This is a genomic window from Halostella litorea (assembly GCF_004785955.1).
In the GTDB taxonomy this organism is placed as follows: Archaea; Halobacteriota; Halobacteria; order Halobacteriales; family Natronoarchaeaceae; genus Halostella; species Halostella litorea.
The window spans coordinates 335,789-348,360 of the sequence record NZ_SJER01000004.1 but is presented as its reverse complement, the minus strand read 5'-3'; the positions used below and the strand labels follow the sequence as shown (position 1 = coordinate 348,360).

General features: G+C 59.4%; 9 protein-coding genes. 4 read left to right on the top strand and 5 right to left on the bottom strand.

Going from position 1 to position 12,572, the window contains the following annotated elements; translation table 11 throughout:
* Positions 1–19 precede the first annotated feature (19 nt).
* Complete coding sequence (locus EYW40_RS14580) at positions 20–1,552, bottom strand: aldehyde dehydrogenase family protein (protein WP_135822381.1); 1,533 nt, start codon at positions 1,550–1,552, stop codon at positions 20–22.
* Between the two features lie 311 nt (positions 1,553–1,863).
* On the opposite strand from EYW40_RS14580, the gene EYW40_RS14575 reads away from it, so the two are divergent.
* Complete coding sequence (locus tag EYW40_RS14575; RefSeq protein WP_135822380.1) at positions 1,864–2,460, top strand: helix-turn-helix domain-containing protein; 597 nt, start codon at positions 1,864–1,866, stop codon at positions 2,458–2,460.
* Positions 2,461–2,528: 68 nt separating this feature from the next.
* Positions 2,529–4,049: an aldehyde dehydrogenase family protein gene (locus EYW40_RS14570; RefSeq protein ID WP_135822379.1), complete on the top strand. Its 1,521-nt coding sequence runs from the start codon at positions 2,529–2,531 to the stop codon at positions 4,047–4,049.
* Here the strand turns inward: EYW40_RS14570 and EYW40_RS14565 are convergent.
* Positions 4,043–5,974 carry a hypothetical protein gene (locus EYW40_RS14565; RefSeq protein ID WP_135822378.1) on the bottom strand — a complete coding sequence of 644 codons (1,932 nt, stop codon included), beginning with the start codon at positions 5,972–5,974 and terminating at the stop codon, positions 4,043–4,045. The two genes, EYW40_RS14570 and EYW40_RS14565, sit on opposite strands and share 7 nt — an antisense overlap.
* Positions 5,975–6,287: 313 nt before the next feature.
* Between EYW40_RS14565 and EYW40_RS14560 the strand changes: the two genes are divergently transcribed.
* The gene (locus EYW40_RS14560) at positions 6,288–6,824 is read left to right on the top strand and encodes a halocyanin domain-containing protein (protein WP_237560621.1); all 537 of its coding nucleotides are present in this window, start codon (positions 6,288–6,290) and stop codon (positions 6,822–6,824) included.
* Between the two features lie 28 nt (positions 6,825–6,852).
* Here EYW40_RS14560 and EYW40_RS14555 read toward each other — a convergent pair whose 3' ends face one another.
* Together EYW40_RS14555 and EYW40_RS14550 are read right to left on the bottom strand one after the other, a co-directional pair.
* A complete protein-coding gene (locus EYW40_RS14555; protein WP_135822377.1) occupies positions 6,853–9,399 on the bottom strand; it encodes a hybrid sensor histidine kinase/response regulator in 2,547 nt (848 codons plus the stop codon).
* A 283-nt stretch (positions 9,400–9,682) separates the two neighbouring features.
* Positions 9,683–10,057 (bottom strand): DUF952 domain-containing protein, encoded by a 375-nt coding sequence (locus EYW40_RS14550; RefSeq protein ID WP_161973220.1) that lies wholly within the window; start codon positions 10,055–10,057, stop codon positions 9,683–9,685.
* 210 nt (positions 10,058–10,267) lie between these two features.
* Here EYW40_RS14550 and EYW40_RS14545 point away from each other — a divergent pair, with 210 nt between their 5' ends.
* The gene (locus tag EYW40_RS14545; protein WP_135822375.1) at positions 10,268–10,678 is read left to right on the top strand and encodes an HIT family protein; all 411 of its coding nucleotides are present in this window, start codon (positions 10,268–10,270) and stop codon (positions 10,676–10,678) included.
* A 379-nt stretch (positions 10,679–11,057) separates the two neighbouring features.
* On the opposite strand, the gene EYW40_RS14540 is transcribed toward EYW40_RS14545, so the two are convergent.
* Positions 11,058–12,455, bottom strand: a complete 1,398-nt coding sequence (locus tag EYW40_RS14540; RefSeq protein ID WP_135822374.1) for an ATP-binding protein — start codon at positions 12,453–12,455, stop codon at positions 11,058–11,060.
* Positions 12,456–12,572: the final 117 nt, after the last annotated feature.

Below are 12,572 nucleotides of genomic sequence, written 5' to 3'. Positions count from 1 at the left end.
TTCTGAAGAACCCCTACTTTCAGCCGAGGTTGACGTTGATAGCTTTGGTCTGGGTGAACTCCTCGATGGCTTCCATGGCGTTCTCCCGCCCGGTTCCGGACTGCTTGTACCCGCCGAAGGGCTGGCCTGCCGACACGTCGTTGTAGTGGTTTACCCAAACGACGCCGGCCTCAAGCCGTCGAGCGGTCCGGAGCGCCTTGGTCACGTCGCCGGCGATGACGCCGGCGGCGAGCCCGTAGTCGACATCGTTCGCCAACCTGACAGCCTCGTCCTCGTCGCTCCACGAGAACGTCTCCATGACGGGCCCGAAGATCTCCTCCTGAACCGATCGATGGTCGTGGTCGATATCGTCGATGATGGTCGGTTCGTAGAACGCACCGCCGGCCAGTGAATCGTTGTCCGGCACCCCACCGCCCGTCCGGATCGTCGCGCCGCTCTCGCGAGCGGCCTCGACAAAGCCGTGTGTCCGCTCGACCTGCTCGTCGGAGACTTTCGGCCCCATGTCCGTCTCTTCGAGCAAGGGGTCGCCGACAGTCATCCCCGCTGCAGCGTTGGTGAACGCTTCGAGGAACTCCTCTTTGATCTCCTCGTGGAGGAACAGGCGGGAGCCGGCGGCACAGCACTCCCCTTTGTTGAAGAAGATAGCCATCATCGCCGCCTCGACCGCCTCTTCGAGGTCGGCGTCCGGATACACGATGACCGGGCTCTTGCCCCCGAGTTCGAGCGTCGTCTTCTTGATATCCTCCGCCGAGTTCCGGATGATCTCCTTGCCGACTTCCGTCGACCCGGTAAAGGAGATCTTTGGCACTCCCTCGTGTTTCGAGAGGGGTTCACCGGCGTCCTCGCCGTAGCCCGTGACGACGTTGATGACGCCATCGGGGACGATGTCGTCGACGAGTTCCATCAGCTTCAGGATCGACAGCGGCGTCTCCTCGGACGGCTTGAGGACGACGGAGTTCCCCGCGGCGAGTGCCGGACCGAGTTTCCAGATGGAAATGAGCAGCGGGAAATTCCACGGGACGATCGCACCGACGACGCCGTAGGGCTCCTTGAGGGTGAACACCTGCTTCTCGCGGTCGAAGAGGTCGTTCGTCTGGCGCGTCTCCCCGTTGACGTTACGGGCGGCGGCGGCGTAGTACGTGAGGTGGTCGACGACCAGCCCCATGTCGCCCATCGCTTCGGTGATCGTCTTTCCGGTGTCAAGCACTTCGAGCGTGGCGAGGGTCTCCTGATGCTCCTCGACGGTGGCGGCCATCTCCGAAAGGACGCGCTGGCGCTCGCCCGGCGAGGCGCCTTTCCAGTTCTCGTCGAACGCCCGCTGGGCCGCTTCGACGGCGTCGTCGATGTCGGCGGCGTTGCCAGCCGGTACTTCACCGAGCACTTCGCCGGTCGTCGGGTCCCGCGTCTCGATTGTTTCGTGACCGTTCCCACTCACGAACTCCCCGCCGATGTAGTGGTTCAGGCTGTCCGGGACGACGTCGGCGGCGGCGTCACGGTGCCGTTGTTTGATCTCGCTGTCGGTACCTGTGGAATCGTCGCTAGCTGTACTCATGGGATGACAATGGCAGTCTTTGACATGGCATTGTAAATAATTAATTGAAACTATATTATACGTCACTCTATAGAAGGAATAACGATGATACAATAACATATATGCCCCGCTAAACAGGGTTCTATCATTACGGAACCGGAGTTGGATAGGGAGTAGCCGTTCAATCAGATCCCCACGGAGGTGTCGGCACAGTATTTCACCCGGTGAGGGACGGGCTATCGAATTTCCCCGGAATATCGGTATAAACTGACACAGTATGGGTGGAGAACGCTTATTGTGATAGCGAACGGACCGGAATACAACATAACACAATGCACGATGGGAACGATTTCAACTTCGATCTCTCGCCACGCGACGCAGCTATTCTCAAGGCGAGAGTGAAATATCCCGACAAGCCCGTCAGTAAACTTCGGGATATCTTAGAGGAGGAGTTCGATATCTCACTCTCTCATAATCGCGTCAACGAGATCTTGAACGAGATGCGTGACGAGGGCGTGTTCTCGATGCGTGCGGTCCCGAACCAGAACATCTTCGAATACTACCTCTTCCAAGTGTCCTTCCATTATTCGAACTTCGACGAGAACTGGGAACGGTGTTACAAGCGACTGCTCGACGACCCCCACGTGATGCTCTTCTGTAGCGCCGACGACTACCACGAGTGGCAGTTCGTCGCGCAGTTCGCCTCCCCGGAACAGAGCGAGGCGTGGCGACACGAGTTCGTCAGGGAGTACGGGGACTTCATCGCGCAGATAGACAAAACGGCGTTCCCGACGGTCCACAAGTTCGAGACGGCCGCTGCCGTTTTCGACGACCTGCTCCGTGAGATGGGCGGCGAGGAGTACGCCGAGACCGCCGAGCGGGAGGCGCTGGAACGGGAGGACACCGACCGGATTTCGGTAAACCAGTGAAACACTTATCCCCGTTGCTCTCACAGAGTGTCCTGCGATACCATAGCAGACACTCCGAGTAGGGGAAAATGACATCACAACCAGAGACGGACACGCCCCGAATCAAGCGGCGTCACGCGGACCTCGCTGATTCGTTACTCCCGTCGGGACCGCTGGAACACTTCGTCGGTGGGGAGTGGATATCCGGGAGCGACGCCGATACCTTCCAGTCGATCGATCCGACGACGGGAGACCCGCTAGTAAGCATCTACGAGGGGACGAAAGACGAGGTCGACCGCGCGGTCGAAGCCGCTTGGGACGCATACGAGAAGCGCTGGGCGGGGACTACGCCGGCGGAGCGACAGCAGGTACTCCAGACGATGGCCGACCGACTCGATGCGCGTGCGGAGGACTTTGCGCGTATCGAGGTCCTCGACAACGGGAAACCGATCACGGAGGCTCGTCAGGACATCGAACTCGCCGTCGACCACCTCCGCTACTTCGCGGGCGCGGCCCGTACCATCGAGGGACGAACGGTTCCACACGGGGAACTGGAGATCAAGACGAGACGGGAACCCTACGGCGTCGTCGGACAGATCGTCCCCTGGAACTTCCCGCTGTTGCTCGCCACCTGGAAACTGGCCCCGGCGCTTGCCGCGGGCAATACGGTCGTCCTCAAACCGGCCGAGCAGACCCCGCTCTCCGTGCTCGTGTTTATGCGGGAGATCTCGGACGTGTTGCCCGACGGGGTAGTCAACGTTACCACCGGGTTCGGCCCGGAAGCCGGCGCGCCGCTGGTCTCCCACGAGCGCATCCCGAAGGTGGCGTTCACCGGATCGACGGAAGTCGGTCAGGGCGTCATGAAAGCCGCCGCGAACAACCTCAGCGACATCACACTCGAACTCGGCGGGAAAAGCCCCCTCGTCATCGCACCCGACGCGGACCCGACCGACGCGGCCGAGATCGCTGTCGACGCGATGTTTTTCAACGGCGGCGAGTGCTGTAGCGCCGGGACGCGGCTGTTCGTCCACGACGGCATCGCGGATGCGTTCACCGACGCGTTCCTCGAGGAGATCGGGTCCCTCCGGCTGGGTGACCCGCTGGCGGAAACGACCGATATCGGCCCCCAGATCAGCCGTGCGGAAGTCGAGAAGACGCTCCACTACATCGGGATAGCCCAGCATTCCGATGCAACCATCTTGCGGGGCGGGGGGATCGGTGAAGAGGGTATCCTCGCCGAAGGCTGTTTCGTGGAACCGACTGTCGTCGCGAACGTCGACCCCGACAGCGCGGTCGTAAAGCAGGAGATCTTCGGACCGGTCGAAGTCATCATCGAGTGGGACGACTACGACGGAATGATCGCCCGCGCAAACGGTGTCGACTACGGGCTGGCCGCCGGGGTAGTGACCGACGACCTCTCGTTCGCGCACCGTATCGCCGACGATATCAAGGCCGGGAATATCTGGGTCAACACGTTCAACCGACTGCCAGCGGGCCAGCCCTTCGGGGGCTACAAACAGTCCGGCATCGGCCGGGAAGGCGCCCTGGAGACGCTCCGGGAGTACACCCAGACGAAGTCGATAACGATGGACCTGGGCGAGGGTCAGTAACCGCTGAGGTTGAACTCGCCCAGTTGCGTGTAGGACGTGATGCCCGAGGCGTGGGGCACTTCGTCGGTGGGAGCCTCCATCAGCAACCAGAAGAACACTTCTTCGCCCTGGATCGGCTCGTCGTCGACGTACTGTGCGGGGTGGTAGAACTCAAGCTCCGGGACCGGGTTTTCCGGGTTCGCACGGATGACCTCCCCGATTTCGCCGTCCTTCGGTCGAACGACCACGACCTCTTTCATGTTGTCGAGCGGGATGTCGATGGTCTCGGGTCCGTCGGGGTTGGTGAACCGAACCTGCATCTCCTCGCTCACCTCGTCGCTTCCGAGGTAGAACTCGGAGTCGGGCGTCTGCCACTCGTTGCCGTCGAATACCCGCGTCTCGACGCCGTCGGTCGTCCCCGGCGTCGGCTTCGTCAGCCAGTTTTCGAGGTAATACTGGGCTGGCCCGTCGTTCTCACGCTCCCGGTACTCGTAGAACTCGTTGACGTAGCCGGGCCCGTGCCGCTGGAAGACGGGCATGAAGACGCCGTCCTCGTAGAACTGGTAGTTGATGTAGTAGTTGTACGGCGCGAAGCGGTGCCCGGAGTGGAAGTCGCGGGCGTTCTGGACCGCGCCGGTGTGGAAGTGGGTCCGGATGTTGAACCCGCCCGGACGGCTCTGGTTCGAGGGGTACTCCGTCTTGCCGAGGATGCCGGGACCGCCGAGCGTGAGACTGTGGATGTCCCAGTAGATGAGTTCGCCGCTGATGACCGGTTCGTCGTCGGGGAACATCCACTCCCGGGTGTTCCGCCCGTTGCGCTCGGGCATATCGTAACACGTCGACGTGGAGTACGGAGCGGTCAGCGAGAACACGGGTTTCCCGTTGAAGTCGGCGCTCACCTCCGCGCCGACCGTCCGGGGGCCGCTCCAACTGATGCTCCACCCGTTCTGCTCGAACTCCTCGGGCGGCTCTTCGATGCGGTGGTAGCCGTTGGGCGCGGTGATCTGTGGCCGCTGCATCATCGGCGGTTCCGGCACCTCGCCGAGCGCGGTCTCGCCCGTGGTCGCGGTGTTCTGGGCCATCCTGTGTGACGGATGCTCAGCGAAGTCGTTGACGATGTGGAGGTCGATCAACTCCGCCTCGTCGCCAGTGACGTCCATGAAGCCGCTGACGACTTTCAGTTCGCCCCCGTCCATGACGAAGTACGCGAGGTTCGAGGCTTCGCCGTGGGCGTAATCCCCGTAGCTGGTGATGATCTCCGCGGCCTTGACCATCGGGTACCACTCGTTGCCTTCGAGATGCTGCCAGATCTCCTCCTTGTCCAGCATCTTCTCGTGGCGCGCCCGCTGGGTTTCGTTCCAGTCACCCCTGGTCCAGGTTACGTCGGTGGGTTCGGTGATTTTCAGCCCGACGAGTTCGTCGGTCACTCGATCGACGAGCCCGTAGGCGACCTGCCGTTCCTCGGCAGTGACTTCGAACGGCGTGTTGTCGGGGCCGCCGTCGACGGTCATCCCGGTGGTTCCCTGAACGCTGACGGCATCGAGTCGGTTCGTCAGCGGGTCGTACGCCTCAAAGGAGGCGACCCAATTACTGGCGACGTCGTTGACCCGGGGATCAGCGACGAGCGCTTCGATCGCCTGGCGCTTTCGATAGCTCCAGAGCTCCTGAAAGCCGAAATCGCTCACGTCGCGGGGACCCACACGTCGGGCCGAGGTGATTCGTTCGCCCGGTTCGGGCGGATCCGACGGCTCTTCTTCCTCTTCCTGCGTCGTCGTTGTCTCTCCGGTTGTCGTGGTGGAGTCGGACGTCGTCGTGTCCGTCTCCGTGCCGTCGTCGCTGCCCGAATTACAGCCGGCGAGCGAAACACCGGCCGCGACACTCATCGCTCCGATGAACTGCCGCCGGCTCGTTTGCTTGATCTTGTCAGTAATTCCCTCGTTTGTCATGGTCTAACACATTATGATATTAGATGCCACTTATGTATTTGGGTGATATTCAAACTCCCCGTCTCACTTCGCGCAACGACTTCCTACGCGAGATACCGACGAGCGTCGGGAAACGGCCCAGCACAGATGCTGGTTTCGACTCTGCTCGACCGCATCAAATTGGACCGTAGCTCGGAACGCAAACACCGAATCCGAGCGTTTTCCCCGGTGATCAGTCCGAGTCCCCCAACTCACAATCTAATATAGAGGCAAACACTCGTCTCATAGTATAACCTAGACATCAAAATGCATATTGTACTGCCCTCGTTTGTGCATGATGTTACTCATGACCAGTGGATTTAGTCGGCGAACGCTCCTCCGCGCTTCGGGGGTTGCGGTTGCAAGCGCTGTTGCCGGCTGCAGTGACGGCGGTTCGTCGACCGAAGACACGGACCAACCCGAAGACAGCCGGACGACCGCGGGGTTGACGGACACAGAAACTCCGGAGGAGACGCAGGGTTCGCCCTCGGTCGAGGAGTTCCTCTCGGAAACGGACAACTACGACGGTGTCGTCGACGAGACCGGCTCCGACTCCGTCACCGTCGACGTCGGAGTCGAGGCCAACGGCGCATACTACGGGTTCGGGCCGGCGGCGATCCGAATCGACACTGGGACGACGGTTACCTGGGAGTGGACCGGGCAGGGGAGCACCCACAACGTCGTGGCACAGCACGGTGCCGACTTCTCGAGCGAACAGAAATCCGAGGAAGGCGCGACATACGAGCGGACCTTCGACGAGTCTGGGGACGTGCTGTACGTCTGTGTGCCACACGAGGGAATCGGTATGAAAGGCGCTGTCGTCGTCGATTGAGCTATCCACTGCTGCAGCGGTGGGCAGATCAGTGCTTTGGCCTGGTCACACCGGTGATTTCGAACCGTGTTCCGTCTGTCGAGCTCTCGGTCACGTCTATGTTCCAACCGTGAGCGTCGGCCACCTGTTTCACGATATGCAGCCCCAATCCGGTGCCTCTGTCCGCTGACGAATACCCGGCTTCGAATATCCGGTCGCGTTCATCGGGCGGGATCCCGGGTCCATCGTCTGCAACTGCGAATCCGTCCACTATGGGCGTTGTGTGGACCGTTACGTCCGGGCCGCCGTGTTCGATAGCGTTCCGAAAGAGGTTTTCGAGCATTTGGCGGAACCGATCCGGATCAGCCTTTATGAGATACTGGTGGTCGTCTTCAGGGGAGTGGTAGACGAGTTCGGCTGCAGCATCCTTATTGGCCACTACTTGCCACGCAGCATCGACGCTCTCCCGAAGATCCACGGAGACAGTACTACCGATGTCTTTTCCTTCCCGAGCCAGCCACAGGACGTCGTCGATGATCCGTCCCATTCGTTCGAGCGCGTCCCCGATCTGGTCAAGATGGACACTGTCACACTCCTGTTCGACAAGCTCCAGGCGGCCCTGAGCGAGGTTCAAGGGGTTGCGGAGGTCGTGGGACACCACACTGGCGAAGTTGTCCAGACGAACGTTTTTGCGCTCTAACTTCTTCTCCTGTCGCTTCCGTTCGGTGATATCCGTCGAGACAGCACACAGGCCTGATAGCTCTCCACCGTCATCGTAGACCGGCGATTTGATCGTCAGGTTCGTCTGCGTTCCGTTCGGCGTCAGTATCTCTTCCTCGACTCTGATCGATTGCTCGGTGTCGAGCACGCGCTGGTCATCAGCTTGCAATTGATTAGCGACGTCCGCCGGGAAGAAGTCGTGGTCCGTCTGTCCGTCGAGTTCTTCGCCGGAAGCCACCCCCAGCAGTCGACGGCACTCTTCGTTCATGAGCTTGTATCGATGCTCCGTGTCTTTGATGAATATCGCGGCGTCGACCGTGTTCAGTACGGCTTCGAGCTGCTGATTCGTCTCTTGAAGTTGCTGTTCATGCTCTTTCTGCTCGGTGATATCCCTCACGACACATATCAGACCACCGTCGCTAAGGTGGGTAAGCGAGAGTTCCTGGGGGAACGTACTCCCGTCTTGCCGCATGCCGACGACTTCTCCCCGCCAATCCCCGGTCTCGTTCACGATCGGTATCACTTCCTCTTCGAGTCGCGTGGCTTCCTCGGCCTCGTAGCAGATCTCCCACGTATTTCCGATGAAGGGGTCGGAGCTATCGTATCCGTAGGTGGACGCGTGGGCTCGATTGACGTAGCGATATTCCCCCGTCTCGTCGAGGATCGCGATCCCCTCTTTCGCCGCTTCGATCGCTTCCGTCCGGGCTTCCAACTTCTGGCGGTGCCGTTCCCGATCCGTTACGTTCCGGGCCACCAGAACGGCCCCGATCACTTCGCCCGCCTGTGATTCGACTCCGGACATCCGGACGCTGGTGACTCGGTTCCCCTCGGGCAGCGATAACGTGATCTTCTGAGTTGCCGTCTCGCGTTCGCCGTCGATGATTTGCGTGAGTAAGGATTCGCAGCGCTCAACCTGTTGGGGATCCGCGACTATCTCGTTATCGACCAGATCCTTCGGATTCGTTCCGACGAGGTCGTCAAACGAATACGGCGAATTCTCCACGGCCGCGTCGTTGACGAACGTACAAACCAGGTTCTCGTCCAGCAGGAAGACCTGATCGTCCATGCCCTGAACGAGTGTCTCGTACTTTCGAAGCGTTTTGTTGTACTCCGCGGATTCGTCGGCCTTACTGACCGTACAGATGAGATCGCCCTCCGCCGTTTTCGAGAGGGCGTGGTCTTCGGTGAATGTACTTCCATCAGCTTTGACCCCCGTCGTATACCCGTGCCACGACCCGTGTGCTTCGACCGCGGGGAGAACTTCGTCACGAACGAACTGGATTTCGGCTTTCGGATACAGTAGGTCCCAGCGCTCGCCGAGCAGTTCTTCCGGGTCATAGCCGTAGAGATCCGCATACGCCTCGTTGACGAAGCTAAACCTCCCTACATCGTTGAGGATGCTAATCCCTTCCTGTGCAGTTTCGATCGCCTTGAGATGACGATCCCCCTGCCGACGCATCGCTGCGGCTTCTATCGCATTTCGCACCCGGTTCGCCAGCAGCGTATATTGGTCCGTGTCGAGTTCCTTCTTGAGGTAGTCCGTTGCCCCCTTCGAGATAGCATCGCTAGCGACTTCCTCCGTCCCTTTTCCAGTGAATAGAATAAACGGTAGTTCCGGAAACTTGGTTCGGACCGCTTCGAGAAACTCTATCCCATTCATGCCCGGCATCCGGTAATCGCTAATAACACAATCGATATCCTCGTCTTCGAGGCGAGCCAGCCCATTACGGGGACTTGTCTCCGTGAGAACGGTCATTCGTTCGTCTTCGCGTTCGAGCGCATCAGACGTGAGTTCGGTAATAGAGGGATCATCATCTACGTGGAGGACCACGTAGTCTTCAGAAAGACACATCATCGATCCGTCTATATTCGACATATAAACACTAGGGGTGTAACGAGAATATAAGCCTACTGGGGGTGCGTGGTTGATAGGCCATAACCGTGGTATTCATCCTTGGTAGTTGCTGTAGAAATATAAGATAATGTCAGGTTTGAATAACAACTTTGTTGGACGAAAATACGATTAGTTCGTGATAGTTTGAACCGTTGCAGTCGCTGTTCATTGCAACTCTTGACGAGGGGTCTGTGCGGATTCTACTTTCACTTGTCCCCTCGTAGCGACGAAAAGCGGTGTGTCGTATTCGATAAAGGCGGATTATTCATTCCGAATTATGGGTGGTGAGTTTGTTATTCAGTAGGTTTTCGGGCAGTCGGAAGCCAGTTTCATCTTGTTCAAACGGAACTGTTTCGATAACCGCGTCCATAGTCAGGGGCCCGTAGACGTGCGGAAATGCGCTTTTGCCGTCTTCGCCGTCTGTCTCGTATCGAACCGGTGCATCAAGGCGAGACTCATCCAATAGAACGAGCACCAATTCGTCGTCGTCAGCGTGGTTGTAATCGGCGACGAGTCCGACCTGGCCGAGTTTCGAACAATGAACGAACCCCTCTTCATCGATCGATCGAGGGCGGTATTCCCCTTGATCCCGGAACGTCTCCCAGTCCGCTCGTGAGAGGACGTGAACGATGTAGGTCACACAGAGAACCCCTCGTAGGCTATTGAAGAAAATGCCGGATCTACCGGCTCGTGCATTCCTGTATCTACCACTCTCCCAGTACCGTCTGTCGAAGACCACCTGAGTCAGCGGCAGTTTTCGATATACCTGACGGTGAATCTCTTATCCGGGAGGGAAGTGAACGTGTCACTCAGAGATGGACTTTTGGGAAGCTGGTGTGTAGTTTCAGCCATGTCTGACTGCATCTTTTGCCAGATAGGTACTGGCGAGGGGCAGGTACACCGGATTTACGAGGATGAACGGACGCTTGCGTTTCTTGATGTCGCGCCGGCAAATCCCGGCCACACACTGGTGATTCCAACAGCACATCACGAGACGCTGACCGAGATGGCGGATTCGCTTGTGGCCAGTGTCTTCCAAACTGTTCGCCGTGTCGCCGACGCGATTGAATCGGCGTATGACCCGGACGGCGTGAACATCATCCAGTCAAATGGGGCCGCAGCTGGCCAAGAAGTGTTCCACGCACACGTCCATGTTGTCCCACGGTATGCGGACGACGAGGTCACCCTCCACTGGACTCCTGACGACTCCTCGAAGCCCACGAATCAAGAGATCGCTGCTACCATTCGTCACGAACTGTGAGCGGTGTGAAACAGACATCTTACACAGGAATCATCTCCGAAACAACACAGGTGGTCACCAGTCTACCCCAGATCGAGTGGGAGTGACCGTTCTACGGGGGCTGTGTGAGTGGATTTTCCGCAGTGGCACTCGGTAGACCGCAGGTGTTAACCAACAGATTCCCGGGGCAGAGACCTGCTGTTGGTTAACTCATCGCGGTCCTTCCGAGTATCTCACCCGCCCCCATGTCCCCATTCTGAGCGGATATCATACCGCACCAACGCGGAATAGTTTCACAGAGTGCCCGCATTCCGGTCAGCAACGGGAATCTGCCGTCAGGAGGAACTCGACGACGTCCTTTCAGAAGGGAGGGGCATGGCTGGAACCGTGAGTCCGTGACCTACCGAGGACGGTCGCTCCGGTGATTATCGGCGGTGAGCAGATCGGACAACTCGAAGAGGAGAACATCGTCACGCGTTTCCGCAACGTGTTCGAGGTCATCGGAATATCCGGAGCGGCTGAAGAGAACGTATAGCGTTTCTCCGTCTGCCGGTTCCCCTGACCAGCGGACCTCCGCCGTTGTGCGTTCGAGATCGGCAAGAACCCCTTCGCTCACGGGACGGGACGTGAACTTACACTCCCCAGCGACGAGTCCGTCGTCAGTAAGGCCGAGAACGTCCAGTTCGTGTTCCCTGAACCACCACTGGCCCACATCCCGGAACTGCCGATCGACGAGGGTCGGCAACGCCCGTTGGCAGAGTCGTTCGAACAGCGGGCTCACGTAGTCCGCGAGTTCGGGTGCTACGAGTTCGTCGTATGCGCCGTCGCCGAGTATGCGAAGCTGGTCCTGGTTGCCGTACACGAACCGGAACCAGAATCGGAACAGCGGTGCGGCGATGCGGTATCGGCCGCGCTTCGACGAGGTTGCTGATTCCGTCACGGGGATGTGACGCTCGACGAGTCGGAGCCGGCGGAGCTTCTGGAGATACGTGCTGAGCGATCCGGACTCCACCCCGGCCATGCCAGCGATCTCGTTTGGGGTACGCCGGCCGTGAGCGAGCGCACGGAGGATGCTGAAGTACGTGTTCGGTTGTCGGAGTTCGGTACGGAGCAGGAACTCGGGTTCGGAGTACAGGAGACCGCGCTCGGAGAGGATCGCCCCCTGGACGTTCGCTCCGAGCGGCTGGTCGGGGTCGATCGTCTGCAGGTAGTACGGAGTGCCGCCGTAAATCGACCACGCCGTGATGGCTGTCTCCGGATCGTACTCCGGGACGAATTGGCGTGCGTCCGTTGCACCGAGTGGCTGGAGATCGATCGTCGCAGTCCGCCGGCCGTACAGCGGTGCGCTTCCGGAGAGAACCTTGTCCTCCATGACGCTGATCGAGGAACCCACGAGGACGAGCGTCATGCCGGTCTCCTGCAGTTCCATGTCCCAGACGCGCTGGATCCGTGACGGCAGTGACTCGTCCTCCTCGATGAGGAACGGGAACTCGTCGACGACGACCACAGCGTCTTCGCCGCCGAGTGCTTCGAGGAGTGCCTCCCAGTCGCGTCGGACGTTGCGCAGCGAGGGAAACTGGGCCGTAGCGGTGTCCACGAACTGTTCGAGTTGGTTCTGGGCAGTTGACTCGACGGCCTGGTAGTACACGGCTTCGTCCCGGTCAGCGATGGACTGACGGACGAGTTCGCTTTTCCCGAGCCGACGGCGGCCGTAGATCACGACGAAGTCCGCCGTCCCGGACTCGTAACAGTCCCTGAGTTGATCGAGTTCGGCGTCCCGATCAACGAATTGCTCCATACAACCAGTAGCATCCCCTCACAGATAGAACTCCCGGTTTTGGAAATCGTGGTTTCCGAAATTGTGATTTCTTCTTTCCTCACAGAGCAGTACGGAGGCCAAAGTGGCCGGTAACCG